Origin of the sequence: Enterobacter sp. BWH64, from assembly GCF_001037645.1 — a bacterium.
In the GTDB taxonomy this organism is placed as follows: domain Bacteria; phylum Pseudomonadota; class Gammaproteobacteria; order Enterobacterales; family Enterobacteriaceae; genus Enterobacter; species Enterobacter hormaechei_C.
In genome coordinates, this window is the sequence record NZ_KQ089922.1 from 3,296,440 (window position 1) to 3,312,471 (window position 16,032).

Consider the following 16,032-nt stretch of genomic DNA (forward strand, 5'->3'; position numbering starts at 1 on the left):
ATCACCTCGGATTGGCTGGTGGCGATGTTGGAACGGCAGCCGAAGGGACGGCCCCAGGCTGTTTTAAATCGTCCAGTGACTCATTCTGACTTTCGGCGTTTTCATGCAGGATGGCCTGCTCCGCCTGCTGGTTCAGCACTAAAAGACTGATACGACGGTTGATGGCGTCATCCGGTCCGCGGTCGGTAAGGCGCATGGTTGCAGCCATGCCGACCACGCGCAGGACCTTGCCATCATCAAGCCCACCCGCCACCAGCTCGCGACGCGAGGCGTTGGCGCGATCGGCAGAAAGCTCCCAGTTGCTGTATCCTTTCTCTCCCGTGGCGTACGGGAAATCATCCGTGTGTCCGGACAGGCTAATGCGGTTTGGAATACCGTTCAGCACCGGTGCAATCGCACGCAGAATATCGCGCATGTAGGGCTCCACGTCGGCGCTGCCGGTTTTAAACATCGGCCGGTTCTGGCTGTCGATGATCTGAATACGCAGCCCTTCCTGTACCAGGTCAATTTTCAGATGCGGACGCAGCGCGCGCAGCTTAGGGTCTGCTTCAATCAGCTGATCCAGGTCACCGCGCAGTTTTTTCAGACGCGCCTGCTCCATCTTTTTTTTCAGCTCGTCGATGTTAGGCTGTTTTTTCACTTCACCCTGCTGCTGGGTGTAATCGTCACCGCCGCCGGGGATCGGGCTGTCGCTGTTAGAAATGCGCGGCCCGCCGGTAACCGCCGTCGCCAGCGGCGTTCTGAAATATTCCGCAATCTGAATAAGCTCTTTCGGGCTGGAGATGGAGATTAGCCACATCACCAGAAAGAAGGCCATCATGGCGGTCATAAAGTCGGCGTACGCGATCTTCCAGGAGCCGTGAGAACCGTGCCCGTGCCCCTTATGCTTGCGCTTTTTTACGATGACGATCGGATGGGACTGGTTTTTCATGCGTCCTCAGTTGTCGTCTGTTGGTTAGGGTTTTTCACCGCGCGCACGTGCTCTTCCAGTTCGATAAACGACGGACGTTCGCTGGAGTAAAGCGTCTTACGACCAAATTCGACGGCAATCGGTGGCGCATAGCCGTTGAGGTTTGAGAGCAGCGTAATTTTCACGCACTGCATCATTTTGGTGGTTTCGGCGCTCTTCTGGCGCAGCACGCTCGCCAGCGGGGAGATAAAGCCGTAGGCCAGTAAAATACCGAGGAACGTCCCCACCATCGCGTGGGCAATCAGCGCCCCCAGTTCAGCCGCCGGGCGATCCGCCGAGGCCAGAGCATGAACGACGCCCATGACCGCCGCCACGATGCCGAACGCCGGAAGCGAGTCGCCCACCAGCGCCAGGCTGTTGGCCGGTACTTCGGACTCGCTCTCGTGGGTTTCGATCTCTTCGTCCATCAGGGCTTCAATTTCGAAGGTGTTCATGTTGCCGCTGATGATCAGTCGCAGGTAATCGACGATAAAATCGAGCATCATCGCGTCGGCCAGAATACGCGGGTAGCTGGCGAAAATTTCGCTCTCTTTCGGGTTTTCGATGTCCCGCTCCAGCGAGAACATCCCCTGCTGACGTGACTTCGCCATCAGGCGATAGAGCAGCGCCAGCAGATCCATATACATGCTTTTGGTGTATTTCGAGCGACGAAACAGCAGCGGAATCGCCTTCAGCGTGCCCTTGATCGATTTGCCGTTGTTACCAACGATAAAAGCCCCTACCCCTGCACCGCCGATGATGACAAGTTCAGCCGGTTGATAGAGTGCTCCAAGGTGCCCGCCGGTCATCATGTAACCGCCGAAAACTGTACCGAGAACTACCAGGTAACCTAATAAGATAAGCACGACATCATCCTTCCGCTAGTGACTATGGCAGGACGTTCATTTCGAGCGCATGACCTGAACGCAGGGTAAAAAAAAGCAGCGGTAATCGCTTACCGCTGCTGGAATCTTGCCCACAGGTTCGGGTTAAACAGCGTGTTCGATCTGTTCATCCAGCAGTTGTGGAATAATATCGGCAGCATCCCGGGAAAGTTTACGTCTTTTTACGGCTCGGGATGGAGGCTGGCACAAACTACAGGCGAAGCTGCCCGCAGGCAGGTGCGCGTGGGTAATGAAATTGCCGTCACAGCAGTTGCAGCGGGACAATTCAAGCATTCCGCTTTCAACAAAACGCACCAGCGTCCAGGCGCGGGTCAGCGCCAGCAGGGGTCCCTCTTCCTGCTGCGGGCATTGCTCAAGGTAAAGTTTGTAGGCTTTGATCACGGCATCAACGCCGCTGCATAAGCCCGTTTTAAGCAGGTACTGCCAGGCGTTACAGAACATGGAAGCATGAATGTTCTGCTCCCAGGTCATGAACCAGTCAGTCGAAAACGGCAGCATGCCTTTTGGCGGCGGGCTACCACGCAATTCTTTGTACAGCTTGATCAGACGACCACGGCTCAGCTGCGTCTCGCTTTCCAGCATTTGTAAACGCGCACCGAGCGTGATGAGTTCCATCGCCAGCTGGATATCACGGGCTTCCTGAACAATGCTTTTTTCGCTCATTGTTAAGCCCTTTTCTTCCGGGCTACGTCATCAGGCTGGCTGATTTCGTTGAGCAGGCGGGTGGAGAGAAGAATACCAGTGTGGATCTGTTGCAGATCGTCCACGCGGGATTCCTGAGTCAGACGCGTAATGGTCTGCGGGTTATCAAAACGGAACTGGCAGACAAGTTGATTGGTTTCAGCCAGCTTGACCATTTGCGGGAGGGTTAATCCACCCAGCATGGTTGCCATCTCTTCGTTAACACCCAGACGAAACATCGCTGACGGTTTGTCCTGACTAATCAAACGCTGCGCGAGCAATAAATACGACAAATTGATGTCATAAATATGTTTTAGCAACTCGGATGTATGCATTTTTCCCATCCCGAATAACCAACTATTATTTTTATGCGGAAAGACCGCACCCCGTGATGTCGCCGGGAAATCACCCGGTATAAAAAGAAAAGGCCAAATGCATAGTTGAATTTAGGTTTGTACGTCGTAAAGCGCGTGACCGGTTAACATGGCCAAAATGTCGGTTACACATTTTATCTTTTCTTACAAATAACTAAGATTTTTCCTAATTCGACGCAAACTCTACTCGTCAGTTTTGACACATACAATGCAGCCCCCCCTGGAATTTAAAAAAAATGTGATCTCCGTCACATAATTTACGCGAATGTAACCCATAAATCCATCAGCGTGACTTGTAATTTGACTATTTATTGAGCAACTAAAGCTTGTTTATATTCTTATGGAACGAATACTCATGCAGAAGGATGAGGGGATCGGGTATGAAAATTGCTACGTCGAAGAAGCACTGCCCTTTCGCGTCACAACGGGCGCGAACGCCAGAGAAGAGGCGGAGTTAATTAAGTAAAAACAGCAGCTTAAGTTTTCCTTTCGAGAAAAAAGTTTCCATGGGTAACCATCACGCTTGCGTTGACGATCGGTTAACGCGATTTAACAGCACGGAAGGCTAAATGTGTGATTTAAGTTAAGTTGTTAATTACTTTCATTTAGCGTCCCCATTTCGTTATTCTTCTTATAAGAATAATTAATGAATAATTATGATAAGCTTCACACTATTGTCGCATGTGCCTCTTGCAGAAGCGGCAGATTCGCGGTAAAGCTTGAGAAACGTGTCATTCTGACATAAAAGGAGTGTGTGATGAGTTACTCCCATCTTCTTGTTTCTGTTGCGGTTTCCCCCGAAAGTCATCAACTCGTCGCCCGTGCCGTTTCCATTGCCCGCCCGAATAATGCCCGCATAAGTCTGATTACCCTGGCTGCTGAACCCGAAATGTATAATCAACTGGCAGCGCCAATGCTGGAAGATATTCGTGAGGTTCTTCAGGAGGAAACGCAGCAATTTCTGCGCGAGCTGGTTGAGCGGGCAAAATATCCTGTCCACCAGACGGTGATTGCCACCGGCGAGTTAAGTGGACATATTCTCGACATTTGTCAGAAACAGAATGTTGACCTGGTCATTTGTGGAAATCATAACCAGAGCTTTTTTTCCCGGGCGGCATGCTCGGCAAAATCCATCGTTTCGTCAAGCCAGGTGGATGTCCTGCTGGTGCCTCTCGGGGGCAATTAATGCCCCCGGAGAAAATCAGGCGAGTTTAGGGAAGGTCGCGATCTTTTTTTGCAGATCACCTTCCTGAGTTTGCGGCTGGATCGCGCGCAAATCGTCAATAAAACGCGCCTGCCAGCGGTTGATATCATTCTTAACGATGGTCTCCATCATTTCTGAATGACGTGAAATACGTTCCGCAAGCGGCATGGTTAACGCGCGGTTCAGGGCATTTGCCACATCATCGCGATCGTAAGGGTTCACAATCAGCGCCGAGGTTAACTCGTTTGCCGCACCGGCAAATTGGGACAGCACCAGCACGCCCGGGTCAGCAGGATCTTGTGCTGCTACATACTCTTTTGCCACCAGATTCATCCCGTCGCGCAGCGGGGTGACCAGCCCGACGTCCGCATAGCGGAACACTTTCATCAGGATTTTGCGCTCAAAGTGCTGATTCAGATAGAAAAGTGGAGTCCAGCCGAGCTGACCATAGCGCCCGTTGATGCGCCCTGCTTCGGTCTCCAGCTGGTGACGAATATCCTGGTAAGCCTGAACCTCACCGCGCGAGGTCGGCGCTATCTGGGTATAGCGGATCTTGCCGTGATGCTGCGGGAATTTATCCAGCAGGGTTTCATAAGCGAGGAATCGCTCCGGCAACCCTTTGGAATAATCCAGTCGTTCAACCGAAAAGATATTCTTAACGTGCTTGAGTTCGTCCTTGAGCTGGGCAAGCTTCGGCGGCAGCGGACCAGAGGCCTGCTCGGCGATTTCGTCTGGCTCAATACCAATCGGGTAGACTTCGGTATGGAAATTTCGTCCCCACGCGGTGTGAGATTTGCCGCCGTGAGTGACCAGCCGGGTTTTACCCGACACGCTGTCGAGGAACGCCAGCCTGTCATTTTCCGTCTGGAAACCGAGCAGGTCGTAATCAGACAATGCTTCAAGAATTTCATCATGCTGCGGCAGCGCCGTAAAGATCTCCGGGGTCGGGAACGGAATATGCAGGAAGAAGCCGATCCGGTTCTTCACACCCCGTTTACGCAGCTCCCTGGCGAAGGGCAGCAGATGGTAATCGTGGATCCATAAAATATCGTCTTCTTCGATCAGCGGCAGCAGTTTATCTGCCAGCAGCGCGTTAACGCGCATGTAGCCTTCATAGGATTCACGCTGGAATTTCACCAGATCCAGACGATAGTGAAACGCTGGCCACAGCACGGCGTTTGAGAACTTGGAATAATATTCATCGTAGTCCTTCTCACTAAGGGCGAAGGAGGCCCACGTGATATTGCCCCGTGACACCTTTTTTAGCGGTTTCTCATCATTACTGATTTCCCCGCTCCAGCCAAACCAGAGACCACCTGCGGCTTTGAGGGCACCTAATACCCCGACCGCCAGGCCACCGGCACTGGCTTTTTTATCATCCGGCGGTGCGATGCGATTAGAGACGACGACTAAGCGACCCATAATGATTTCTCCCGTTGTTTTGCGCTATTTGTTGTTGTTGCTGGTTAGCGACGTCAGATATCCACTGCCAGACGCTGGCGACATTTTCCAGCCGCCATCCGGCAATGGTTTCACCAGATCCAACCTTAACAGACATGCCCTGGGCCTGGTTTACCACCCTGAACCCGGCCTCGTCGGTCAGGTCATCCCCAAAAAAGACTGGCGTACGCCCTTTGAACGGCGCTTCCGCCATAAACGCTGCAATGGCAGCGCCTTTATTAATTCCTGCCGGTTTAATCTCGACCACACATTTACCCGGCTGTAACGCCAGCTCCGGATGGGCTTCCGCCACGCTTCTTGCCACCGCAAAGATCGCCGCCTCATGATGGGGCGCCTGACGGTAGTGCAGCGCAAAGGCCATGCCTTTGGCTTCCAGTTCCGTGCCGGGAAGCATTTCCAGAGCCGAAGAGAGTTGCGTATGCAGCGCCTGAATCAGCGTGTCGGGGAGTGAAACTATATGCAGTTGATCATGGATATCGCGGCGCTCCGCTCCGTGCACACCGGCCAGCGGAAAGTGATAAGGACTGGCGAGCACGTCCAGCTCGGCCATTGAGCGCCCTGAAATCAATGCCAGTGCCCCCTCGTTCTGTCGGGAGAGCTGCTGCAAATTCTCTAACACCGTGTCCGGTACAACGACGTAATCCGGATGCGGTTCAATCCCGGCGAGCGTCCCGTCGAGGTCAAAAAAGAAAGCAAATTTTCCGGGCAGTACAGGCGGTGCGGTTAACAAGTCAGCCACCCTAATCCTCCTTACAGTGAACAAAACAGCCATGTAAGTATAGACAGTGTGACGGTGCTCGCCATTTGGCAACCGGCCCGTCAGCAAAACTGGCGGGCCGGTCAGGGGGTCAACTATGGTTAATAGTTGAGCATATTGATGGCTAAAAATAAATCAGACGGTACGCTTCGCTTTTTGCTTGTAACGGTCGAAGATCACCGCTGCCAGCAGGATCAGGCCGCGTACGACGTACTGAGAGAACGGAGAAATATTAAGCAGGTTCATGGCGTTCTCCACGGTCCCCAGAATCAGGATCCCCGCCACCACATATGAGATTTTTCCGATGCCGCCCTTGAGGGAAACGCCCCCTAAAACGCAGGCTGAGATGACGATCAGCTCATAACCAATGGAGGTCATTGGCTGGCCGCTGGTCATACGCGACGCCAGAATAATCCCCGCCGCCGCCGATACCAGCCCGGAAAGCACGAAGATAATGATCTTGGTCCGTACGACCGGAACACCCGCCAGACGCGCCGCCTCTTCATTGCCGCCAATCGCCAGCGTGTTACGGCCAAACGTGGTGCGGTTAAGCAGGAAACCGAACAGGATCAAACAGCCTACCGTCAGCCAGATTGGCGCAGGCAGCCCCAGCCAGTTGGCATAGCCCAGCGTGAAGAAACGCTCGTCTTCAATCCCCACGGCTTTCCCGTCGGAGATGATATAGGCCAGACCGCGCACGATTTGCATGGTCGCCAGCGTCGTAATCAGGGCGTTAATCTTCAGGCGCGCAATGACAAACCCGTTCACCAGGCCGCTCAGCACGCCGAGCAGCAGCCCGGCCAGCACGCCGATCCACAGGCTTTCGGTCATGTTGATCACCACGGCAGTGGTGACGCCAGCACAGGCAATCACCGAGGCAACCGACAGGTCAAAATCGCCGGAGGCCAGGCAGAACAGCATTCCGCAGGCCACCATGCCGGACATGGAGATAGCCAGCCCCAGCCCCTTCATATTGATGAACGTGGCGAAGTTCGGCACAAAAATCGCGCAGGCGACGAACAGGGCAGCAAAGACCACCAGCATGCCGTACTGGTCCCAGATGCGGCCAAAACTGAAAGCCGACTTCGGCGCTCCGGATGTAGTAACAGAGGACATCATTGACTCCTTACTCAGGCGACAGCCTGGCTAACTTTAGGCATGGCGAGACTCAACGCCTGTTGTTCATTCGCCTGTTCATGCAGCAATTCACCGGCAATTTCACCTTCACGCATCACAACAATGCGGTCGGCGACGCCCAGCACCTCAGGCAGATCGCTGGAGGCGAACAGGACCGCCACACCGCGTTTTGCCAGTTCATAGATGACGTTATAGATTTCGTGTTTCGCCCCCACGTCGATACCGCGCGTTGGCTCATCCAGCAAAATGACCTTCATATCTTCCGACAGCCAGCGCCCCAGAATGGCTTTTTGCTGATTGCCGCCGGACAGGTTCATGATCAGCTGTTCAGCCCCGGGGGTTTTGATGTTCAGCGAACGGATATGGTGATCCGCGTTGCTCGCCTCCCAGCCGTCGTTAATCAGACATCCCGCGCGGATGAACTTGCGCCGGGCAGAGATGTTGATGTTGTCGCGCACCGAGTGCACCGGAATAATGCCCTCAGCCTTTCGATCCTCCGGGCAGAGCATAATCCCCGCGTTAATCGCCTGCGCAGGCTTCTGAATATCGACCTTTTTCCCGTCGACGAAAACCTGGCCCTGGGTTATTCGGGTGCCGCCAAACAGCCCTTTCATCAGCTCGCTGCGCCCTGCCCCCACAAGGCCAAACAGCCCGACGATTTCGCCGCTGCGCACCGAGAGTGAAATGGGCGTGCGCACGCCCGGGGCTTTGACGTTATCCAGACGCAGACGCTCCGGGCCATACTCGCGCGGTTTCCAGTGGTAAATATCCCCCAGATCGCGTCCGACCATCGCCTGCACCAGTTGGTCATGATTGACCTGCTGCATATCGGTGAAGGTGCGCACGTAGCGGCCATCTTTAAACACGGTGATGGCATCGCTTAAGGCAAAAATCTCTTCCATACGGTGAGAAACGTACAGAATGATGCGGCCCTCTTTGCGCAGCTCGCGGATCACGCGAAAGAGATTTTCTATTTCACGCGCCGAGAGCGAGCTGGTTGGCTCATCGAAAGCGATGATTTTGGCGTTACGCGCCAGCGCTTTGGCAATTTCCACCATCTGCCACTGGCCGATGGAGAGATACTTAAGGGGCGTTTGCGGATCGACATCCAGCCCAAGATGCTTGAGCTGCAAGCCCGCTTCATAGTTGAGCAGCGAGCGGTTGACCACGCCGCTTTTATGCGGAAGCTGGCCCAGATAGATGTTCTCCGCCACGGTCATTTCAGGAATGAGATGCAGCTCCTGATAGATGATGGCGACGCCCGCATTTAACGCTGCCGTGGTGTCGGCAAAGGCCACCTCTTCGCCGCGAATAGCCAGCGTGCCGGTGGTGGGCGTGTAGTTGCCGCTGAGAATTTTTAGCAGCGTGGATTTTCCCGCGCCATTCTCCCCCATCAGGGCGTGAACCTGGCCGGCATAGCAGTCGAAGCTGATATCGGTCAGCGCGTTTACACCGGGGAACGTTTTACCGATGCCGCGGAAAGAGAGATACGGATCAGACTGTTGCATAACGACTCCGTGATTCCTGTAGTGTGTACGTCTGGCCCCTCACGGTGAGTGAGGGGCGCAATCACAGCGTATTACTTACCGCCCAGTCCTTTTTTCGCCAGCTCCTCTTTGAAGTTATCGCGGGTGATCAGCACCACATCGGTCACTTCGGTGAATTTCGGCGGCTCAACCCCTTTAGTCACCCAGTTGTAGAGCATTTCGCTGGATTTATAACCGTGGACATCCGGGCTTGGCAGCAGAGAGCCATAGAAGCCGGTCGCCTGCGCTTTAGACAGTTCGCTCACGGCGTCAACGCCGTTGATGCCGATCCCGATCACGTCCGGTGCTTTAAAGCCCTGGCCTTCCGTTGCACGCACGCCGCCCAGTACGGTGTTGTCGTTCATCCCCACCACCAGCCAGTGCTTCACTTCCGGATGCTGGACGAGCATGGAGTTCGCCGCATCAAAGGCGCCCGGAATATCGTTGGATTTGGTCGGAACTTTGTAGATCTGTTTTTCCGGGAAGCCAGCCGCTTTCAGGGCGTCCATGGACCCGGTGGTACGACGACGGGCGGTGTCCAGCTCGTCAGCGGTAATGGCCATCACGGCGGTCTCTTTGACATCCCAGCCGCGTTTTTGCATCTCTTTGTAGAGCTCCTGGCCCTGACGCTCACCGATTTTAGTGGCCGCCATCATTACCAGCGGAACGGTATCCATTGGTTTACCTTTGGCGTTCACGAACTGATCGACCACCGCAATCACTTTCATGTCGTAACCGCGCGCTTTCGCGGCAATCGCTGACCCCAGTTTTGGATCCGGCGTACAGATAACGAAACCTTTCGCGCCGCTGGCCGCCAGGCTATCAATGGCGTTCAGCGTTTTCTCACCGTCAGGTACGGCGATTTTAATTACCTCAAATCCCAAATCTTTTCCGGCTTTATCAGCAAATTTCCATTCGGTCTGGAACCACGGCTCTTCCGGCTGTTTAACCAGAAAACCGAGCTTTAAATTTTCAGCGATAGCGGATTGTGACATAACGGCAGCCAGGCCGATGGCCGCCAGCGCTTTAGTAAATTTGTGCATGGTAAACTCCAGCTTTAGCATTCTTATCTGTAGGGAATAATGGCGAACAACTTATTTAATCGGACTTAAAACAAGGCATTAGCGCTTACCTCGTCATAAGCGTTATTGCTGGAGATAGTTTTAGCGGGAAATTAATCATCCATAAGAGAGCGACATCACACCGCAGAATTACAGTAATTGCGTACATAAATTCAGCGAAAAATGACATAAAAAAGGACGTAATTGTCCTACAAATGGAAAGGAGTTAAGCAGGATTATCCATAAGGTCAGCTAAGAAATCCCTGTAACCCGGACGCCTTAGCGCCCGGCAGAAAAATTACCAGCGGTAATAGATGTGTTCAGCATGATCGCGCACGGGGGCGTCGTCACCCAACAGACGAGCAGAGAGCGCCAGCGCAAAGTCAAAAGCGTGACCCAGCCCCTTGCCGCTGATGAGGTTATTATCCACCACGACCGGCGCATCCACATATACTCCATCATCAACGCTCTGCCAGAGGTCGCCGGAACAGACGTAGCGGCGCCCCTTCAGTAGCCCGTTACCGCTCAGCACCCGCGCGGCCGCAGAGCAGATCGGGCAGATGAGTTTGCCCTGCTCGTCATGGGCGGAAACAAAGCGGAGTACCTCCTGGTTAGCCGCAAGATTGACGCTCCCCTGCGGCCCACCGGGCAACACGACCGCGTCATACAGCGTATTAATGCGCTCCGTTAACGTACTGTCAGCCACCATGGGGATATTGTGGTAACTCACTACCGCACGGGACTCCGCACAGGCCAGCGTCTCCACCTCAATCTGTAAACGCCGCAGAATATCAATCGTGATAATCGCTTCTGCTTCTTCAAAACCGGGTGCCAGCAGCACCGCAACGTTAGCCATCATAAACCTCAACGAATGAAACGATGTAAAACAGTGTTTCATTTTCACTCTTTATCAGATCACAATCTTGCGACGCGATCACAGAACCGTATATTGAGTGAAAATTGATTTAGCTCAAATTCGATACGACAGGATATATTTGCAGATATTATTTCTGATTTAACACTTTTACAGAATTTCCCGCCAAAGAACGTTTCCTGAAACGATAAAAATGAGCGATATTAATTTCACACCCATCAAAATCAACAAGTTATATTAAATCCAATCTCTTAACCCTCTTTCTATTCTGGGCTATATTTAAATTTGTAATGTATGGTAAACACAGCCCAATTAAGAGTTTTCTTAAGTCAAAGAGAAGCGTATGCTTATTTTAATCGAACACAGGAAGTGAATTTTCGAGTTTTTTACCTTGCAGAAATCTATTTCTGCCATTCAATCGTCAATACCTGCCGGGTCAGGTTAAGTAGCGGACATCAAGTCCCACAGTCAATAAGGATATGAGAATGACTACCCAAACGATGATGCAAAAACTGAATGCCCAGATGAACCTGGAGTTTTATGCTTCAAATCTGCATCTGCATTTGAGCGCGTGGTGTTCCAGAAAAAGCCTCAACGGCACTGCCACCTTCTTTCGTACTCAGGCGCAAAGTAACGTCACGCACATGATGCGCGTCTTTAATTTTTTGAAAGCTGTCGGGGCAAACCCTACCGTCAAAGAGCTTGAAACGATTGAAGATAATTACACTTCTCTGGAAGAATTGTTTCAGAAAACGCTCGAAGAGTATGAGCAACGCTGTGCGAAGCTGAGCAAACTGGCTGATGAAGCCAAAGCGCAACGGGACATCATTACCCTCAAGTTTTTACGTGATATGGACAGAGAGCAGCAGCAGGATGGCATGCTGCTGAAGACGCTCGCAGATGAAATCCGCAACGCGAAACGCGCGGGGATTTGTCTGGAGCAGACGGACCGCCATCTTCTCGACATTGCTACCGTGCAACACCACTAAGTCCTTCACCCGCTCCCGTCAGGGCTGAGAGTTCCCCACAAAATAATGCCTGCACAGACGGCCCCCTCTCCCTTGAGGGAGAGGGCTGGGGTGAGGGGGAACATACGGCTCTGGTGGTCATTCCGTTCACTTTATGTTCCTTGCTACTCTGTCACGGCATAACCGGTGAACGTGCCAGGGTGGCTCAGTCGCCACCACCCTGGCGACCCGGGCTTCCGGCGGAAAATCGCCGCTTCGCGGTACCTTCGGCTTATTCCTTCCGGCTTATCGGGGACGGGCGGAGGTAACATCCCTGTAAAGCCCGCCCTCTCGGCGCATCCCTGCGCCTCGCCCCGGCCTACAGGAAACGCCTCAGCGATTTACAGCCGGACCGAGGCATCGCTGAAAGCCTTCAGTTATTCTGAAGGCAACGTTATCGCTTTTGCTTTCAAATTACTGGGGATCCCTCAGCCCGTCAGGGAGTGGGTACCAACTCCCTGCTTTTGCTGACATTTAACAAATCAGATCTTGCTCCCAATGAATAACCATACATCGTGTAATGATTTGTTTAATTACATTCATTAACGAGGGAGCATCATGATCACCATTGAGTTTATTGTCATTATCCTCTGCCTGCTGATAGGCACCCGCTTCGGCGGGATGGGCCTGGGGCTGATAAGCGGCATCGGCCTGTTTGTTTTGAGTTTTGTCTTTGGTCTGCAACCCGGTAAACCGCCGGTTGACGTGATGCTCACGATCCTCGCCGTCATCGGCTGTGCGGCCACGCTACAGACCGCCGGTGGCCTGAATGTAATGATGCAGTTTGCAGAGCGCCTGCTGCGTAAACATCCCCAGCACATCACCCTTCTCGCACCGTTTACCACCTGGATGTTGACCTTCCTGTGCGGGACCGGGCACGTCGTCTACACCATGTTTCCCATTATCGCGGATATCGCCCTGAAAAAAGGCATACGCCCGGAACGGCCGATGGCGGTGGCCTCGGTGGCATCTCAGATGGCGATCACCGCCTCCCCCGTTTCCGTGGCCGTCGTTTCGCTGGTCTCGATTCTTGGTGCGCAGCACGGTATCGGCCACGCGTGGGGGATCCTTGAAATTCTTGCGGTCTCCGTACCGGCCTCACTGTCTGGCGTCGCCATTGCGGCACTGTGGAGCTTGCGTCGCGGGAAAAACCTCGCAGACGATCCCGAATTTCAGGAAAAGCTGAAAGATCCGAAACAGCGGGAGTTTATCTATGGAGGAACGGAGACGTTGATGGATCAACGTTTCCCGAAACAGGCCTACTGGTCCACGTGGATCTTCTTCGCCGGGATTGCCGTAGTGGTCCTGCTGGGTGCGCTGCCCGAGCTGCGTCCGGCGTTTGAGATCAAAGGGAAAATGACAGCCCTGTCGATGAACCTTGTCATTCAAATGATGATGCTGATCGCCGGGGCCATCATGCTGATGACCTGCAAGGTGAATGCGTCGGCCATTTCAAACGGGGCGGTATTTAAGGCGGGGATGGTCGCGATTTTCTCGGTGTTTGGCGTGGCGTGGATGAGCGATACCTTTTTTCAGGCGCATCTCGACGAGCTGAAAATGGCGCTGGAGGGGGTGGTGAAAAGTCATCCCTGGACGTATGCCATCGTGCTGTTCCTGGTATCAAAACTGGTCAACAGCCAGGCTGCGGCCTTGACCGCGGTCGCCCCGATGGGGTTGATGCTGGGCATCGATCCGAAAATGCTGGTGGCCTTCTTCCCGGCATCCTACGGCTACTTTGTGCTGCCCACCTATCCGAGCGATCTGGCCTGTATCGGGTTCGATCGCTCCGGCACCACCCGCATCGGTAAATTCATCATCAACCACAGCTTTATTCTGCCGGGGCTGATTGGCGTCAGCTGTGCCTGCGTGGTGAGCTATCTGCTGGTGCAGACGTTCTTCTGATCCTTCTGCGGGCGACAGGCTCTGTCGCCCTTCGACGTAAAAGCAGAAAAGAGTTTCTAATTTTAAAACATCGGTTTATTTTAGTGAGACTCGCCCTGCGGTGTGAAGCGGAGTTCAATCAGCGCAATCGCTTTCTGGATCGCGCGGAGCGTAACCGGGTCCGCCGCAGCAGGATGGTTGGTGAAATCGATGTTTTTCAGTTGGGTCGACATCTTTTCGCGCACTTCTACCGGCGCGATAACGTCAATTACATCAAGGATTTGTTTGATAACCAGCTGGCAGGCGACGACGTCAGATACCAGTTCCTGATCGGCGCTCAGGTTTTGTGACATGGGGTTCTCCTTATTCAAAGGCCGCCATAGTAGCAAAACAGACGCCCTTCCATCTCCCTCTCGTCGTCCGCAGACATAAAAAAACCTGCCGAAGCAGGTTTTTTTATCAGAACATCGCACCCGGTGGGACGTCTTTAAACGTTGTGCAGTAGTTTGCCCACATGCTTTTCAGGATTTTGCGCAGTTTCATTATGTTGCTCCATTAACGTGTTATGCAGGTGTTATTGTCAATACGCTTATAATATGACCACCATCACAAAAATCAACCATTTTGTGACCTGCATCACGGTTATTAAACCCTCAGTGCTGCTGGTTTGTTAAAAAAAGCCATGATAAATCCGCACGTTACAGGCTTATAAATTCCAGTAAATGTTTATAAAATTTTTTGAGCGGGCAGGAAGAGAATGAGTGAAAACGTATCCGGCAAAGAGAGCCGTGGATTATCGCCTGCGGCGCTGCTGGTGGCCGGTGCTTTCTTTATGGAGTTTCTGGATGGGACGGTGATCGCCACCGCGTTGCCGGATATGGCAAAAAGCTTCGGCGACCAGGCGGTGGATCTGAATATCGGCATCAGCGCCTATCTGATCACCCTGGCCGTACTGATCCCCGCCAGCGGCTGGATCGCCGACCGCTTCGGCGCGCGAAAAGTGTTTGCCCTCGCGCTGGCGATCTTCACGCTGGCCTCGGTATTTTGCGGCCTGTCCACCACGCTCGATCAGTTCGTTGCGATGCGCGTCCTCCAGGGCATGGGTGGCGCGCTGATGGTGCCCGTAGGTCGCCTGGCCGTGCTACGCACAACGCCAAAACATCAGCTCATCACGGCAATCGCCACCCTGACGTGGCCTGCGCTGGTCGCGCCGATCATCGGCCCGCCGCTGGGTGGGTTCATTACCAGCTATGCCGACTGGCGCTGGATCTTCTTTATTAACGTGCCGCTGGGGATAATCGCCATTTTGCTGGCGCTGCGCATCATTCCAGACCTGCATGAAGATACGCGCCGACCGTTTGATTTACCGGGTTTTGTTGTCACCACCCTTGCTATGGTGAGCCTGGTTTATGCGATGGAGTTGATGGGCGCAGAGCCTCTGCGAACAGGATTAACCGCCACGCTGTTTATCGTCGGTGTCGTCGCCTTAAGCCTGGCGCTGCGTCACTTTAAGCGGGCAACCTGGCCGATGATCAGGCTCGATGCGATGCAGGTGCCGACGTTTCGCGTCACCCTGTACGGCGGATCGCTGTTTCGCGCCTCCATCAGCGCGGTTCCGTTCCTGTTACCGCTGATGTTCCAGGTCGGCTTTGGCATGGACGCGTTCCATTCTGGCCTGCTGGTGCTGGCGGTTTTCGTTGGCAATCTCACCATTAAACCGGCGACGACGCCGCTTATCCGCAGCCTGGGGTTTAAGCGGCTGTTGCTGATTAACGGTGCGTTGAATGTCCTGGCGTTGCTGGCCTGCGCGTTTCTTACGCCGCAGACGCCCGCGTGGCTCATCATGCTGATCCTTTATCTGGGCGGCGTTTTCCGTTCGATTCAGTTTACAGCCATCAGTACGTTGGCTTTTGCGGATGTGCCATCGGCGCAGATGAGCTATGCCAATACTCTGTTTTCAGCCGCAACGCAGCTTGCCGTGGGGCTTGGGATCACGCTCGGGGCGATTGGTATTCGTATCGGGGAAAAAGTCAGTGAGGCGATGGGGATTGCCGGTATGCCGGGAATGAGCTTCCGGCTGGCATTTGTGGCAATCGCGCTGATCTGCCTGGTGGGAATGGTTGACACGCTGCGGCTGACTAAAGATGCGGGCAGCGCGGTCTCATCGAAAAAGTAACGCTATCTGCCGGGCAGGCAACGCACCGCCCGGCAAAGT

At 53.7% G+C, this 16,032-nt stretch carries 16 protein-coding genes; 4 read left to right on the top strand and 12 right to left on the bottom strand.

Annotated elements, in window-relative coordinates; all coding sequences use genetic code 11:
• Position 1: 1 nt before the first annotated feature.
• The 4 genes from motB to flhD all read right to left on the bottom strand — a co-directional run bounded on the left by motB (position 2) and on the right by flhD (position 2,870).
• Positions 2–931, bottom strand: coding sequence for a flagellar motor protein MotB (motB, locus tag SK50_RS15665; protein WP_017693230.1), 930 nt, complete (start codon positions 929–931; stop codon positions 2–4).
• Positions 928–1,815 carry a flagellar motor stator protein MotA gene (motA, locus tag SK50_RS15670; protein ID WP_003859696.1) on the bottom strand — a complete coding sequence of 296 codons (888 nt, stop codon included), beginning with the start codon at positions 1,813–1,815 and terminating at the stop codon, positions 928–930. Before motA ends, motB begins: the two co-directional genes overlap by 4 nt.
• A 123-nt stretch (positions 1,816–1,938) precedes the next feature.
• Positions 1,939–2,517, bottom strand: a complete 579-nt coding sequence (gene flhC / locus SK50_RS15675) for a flagellar transcriptional regulator FlhC (RefSeq protein ID WP_048229640.1) — start codon at positions 2,515–2,517, stop codon at positions 1,939–1,941.
• 2 nt (positions 2,518–2,519) lie between these two features.
• Positions 2,520–2,870: a flagellar transcriptional regulator FlhD gene (flhD, locus tag SK50_RS15680; protein ID WP_003859693.1), complete on the bottom strand. Its 351-nt coding sequence runs from the start codon at positions 2,868–2,870 to the stop codon at positions 2,520–2,522.
• A 796-nt stretch (positions 2,871–3,666) separates the two neighbouring features.
• Between flhD and uspC the strand changes: the two genes are divergently transcribed.
• Positions 3,667–4,095 (top strand): universal stress protein UspC, encoded by a 429-nt coding sequence (gene uspC, locus SK50_RS15685; protein ID WP_017384418.1) that lies wholly within the window; start codon positions 3,667–3,669, stop codon positions 4,093–4,095.
• 15 nt (positions 4,096–4,110) lie between these two features.
• Here the strand turns inward: uspC and otsA are convergent, their stop codons facing one another.
• The 6 genes from otsA to SK50_RS15715 all read right to left on the bottom strand — a co-directional run bounded on the left by otsA (position 4,111) and on the right by SK50_RS15715 (position 10,911).
• Positions 4,111–5,535 carry an alpha,alpha-trehalose-phosphate synthase gene (otsA, locus tag SK50_RS15690; protein ID WP_048229643.1) on the bottom strand — a complete coding sequence of 475 codons (1,425 nt, stop codon included), beginning with the start codon at positions 5,533–5,535 and terminating at the stop codon, positions 4,111–4,113.
• Positions 5,510–6,313 (bottom strand): trehalose-phosphatase, encoded by an 804-nt coding sequence (gene otsB / locus SK50_RS15695; RefSeq protein ID WP_045345024.1) that lies wholly within the window; start codon positions 6,311–6,313, stop codon positions 5,510–5,512. The genes otsA and otsB overlap by 26 nt, the downstream gene beginning before the upstream one ends.
• Positions 6,314–6,466: 153 nt before the next feature.
• Positions 6,467–7,447: an arabinose ABC transporter permease AraH gene (gene araH / locus SK50_RS15700; RefSeq protein ID WP_003859689.1), complete on the bottom strand. Its 981-nt coding sequence runs from the start codon at positions 7,445–7,447 to the stop codon at positions 6,467–6,469.
• Positions 7,448–7,461: 14 nt separating this feature from the next.
• On the bottom strand, positions 7,462–8,976 hold the full coding sequence (gene araG / locus SK50_RS15705) for an L-arabinose ABC transporter ATP-binding protein AraG (RefSeq protein ID WP_003859688.1): 1,515 nt from the start codon (positions 8,974–8,976) through the stop codon (positions 7,462–7,464).
• Positions 8,977–9,047: 71 nt separating this feature from the next.
• A complete protein-coding gene (gene araF / locus SK50_RS15710; protein WP_048229646.1) occupies positions 9,048–10,037 on the bottom strand; it encodes an arabinose ABC transporter substrate-binding protein AraF in 990 nt (329 codons plus the stop codon).
• A gap of 316 nt (positions 10,038–10,353) precedes the next feature.
• Positions 10,354–10,911 (bottom strand): DJ-1/PfpI family protein, encoded by a 558-nt coding sequence (locus SK50_RS15715; protein ID WP_045345022.1) that lies wholly within the window; start codon positions 10,909–10,911, stop codon positions 10,354–10,356.
• 503 nt (positions 10,912–11,414) lie between these two features.
• Here SK50_RS15715 and SK50_RS15720 point away from each other — a divergent pair.
• Entirely contained in the window at positions 11,415–11,918 is a 504-nt protein-coding gene (locus SK50_RS15720) for a non-heme ferritin-like protein (protein ID WP_017384424.1), read from the top strand.
• A 576-nt stretch (positions 11,919–12,494) separates the two neighbouring features.
• Entirely contained in the window at positions 12,495–13,838 is a 1,344-nt protein-coding gene (locus tag SK50_RS15725; RefSeq protein WP_017693227.1) for an anaerobic C4-dicarboxylate transporter, read from the top strand.
• A gap of 80 nt (positions 13,839–13,918) precedes the next feature.
• Here the strand turns inward: SK50_RS15725 and SK50_RS15730 are convergent, their stop codons facing one another.
• Both SK50_RS15730 and azuC read right to left on the bottom strand, forming a co-directional pair.
• Positions 13,919–14,170, bottom strand: a complete 252-nt coding sequence (locus SK50_RS15730; RefSeq protein ID WP_003859683.1) for a DUF2766 family protein — start codon at positions 14,168–14,170, stop codon at positions 13,919–13,921.
• 106 nt (positions 14,171–14,276) lie between these two features.
• Positions 14,277–14,360, bottom strand: a complete 84-nt coding sequence (azuC, locus tag SK50_RS23920) for a stress response protein AzuC (protein ID WP_003859682.1) — start codon at positions 14,358–14,360, stop codon at positions 14,277–14,279.
• A gap of 214 nt (positions 14,361–14,574) precedes the next feature.
• On the opposite strand from azuC, the gene SK50_RS15735 reads away from it, so the two are divergent.
• Positions 14,575–15,993: an MFS transporter gene (locus tag SK50_RS15735; protein ID WP_045345019.1), complete on the top strand. Its 1,419-nt coding sequence runs from the start codon at positions 14,575–14,577 to the stop codon at positions 15,991–15,993.
• Positions 15,994–16,032 lie beyond the last annotated feature (39 nt).

Coding starts and splice junctions, on each gene's coding strand:
- motB (WP_017693230.1), bottom strand. CDS start 931: ATGAAAAACCAGTCCCATCCGATCGTCATCGTAAAAAAGCGCAAGCAT.
- flhC (WP_048229640.1), bottom strand. CDS start 2,517: ATGAGCGAAAAAAGCATTGTTCAGGAAGCCCGTGATATCCAGCTGGCG.
- flhD (WP_003859693.1), bottom strand. CDS start 2,870: ATGCATACATCCGAGTTGCTAAAACATATTTATGACATCAATTTGTCG.
- uspC (WP_017384418.1), top strand. CDS start 3,667: ATGAGTTACTCCCATCTTCTTGTTTCTGTTGCGGTTTCCCCCGAAAGT.
- otsA (WP_048229643.1), bottom strand. CDS start 5,535: ATGGGTCGCTTAGTCGTCGTCTCTAATCGCATCGCACCGCCGGATGAT.
- araH (WP_003859689.1), bottom strand. CDS start 7,447: ATGTCCTCTGTTACTACATCCGGAGCGCCGAAGTCGGCTTTCAGTTTT.
- araG (WP_003859688.1), bottom strand. CDS start 8,976: ATGCAACAGTCTGATCCGTATCTCTCTTTCCGCGGCATCGGTAAAACG.
- araF (WP_048229646.1), bottom strand. CDS start 10,037: ATGCACAAATTTACTAAAGCGCTGGCGGCCATCGGCCTGGCTGCCGTT.
- SK50_RS15715 (WP_045345022.1), bottom strand. CDS start 10,911: ATGGCTAACGTTGCGGTGCTGCTGGCACCCGGTTTTGAAGAAGCAGAA.
- SK50_RS15720 (WP_017384424.1), top strand. CDS start 11,415: ATGACTACCCAAACGATGATGCAAAAACTGAATGCCCAGATGAACCTG.
- SK50_RS15725 (WP_017693227.1), top strand. CDS start 12,495: ATGATCACCATTGAGTTTATTGTCATTATCCTCTGCCTGCTGATAGGC.
- SK50_RS15730 (WP_003859683.1), bottom strand. CDS start 14,170: ATGTCACAAAACCTGAGCGCCGATCAGGAACTGGTATCTGACGTCGTC.
- azuC (WP_003859682.1), bottom strand. CDS start 14,360: ATGAAACTGCGCAAAATCCTGAAAAGCATGTGGGCAAACTACTGCACA.
- SK50_RS15735 (WP_045345019.1), top strand. CDS start 14,575: ATGAGTGAAAACGTATCCGGCAAAGAGAGCCGTGGATTATCGCCTGCG.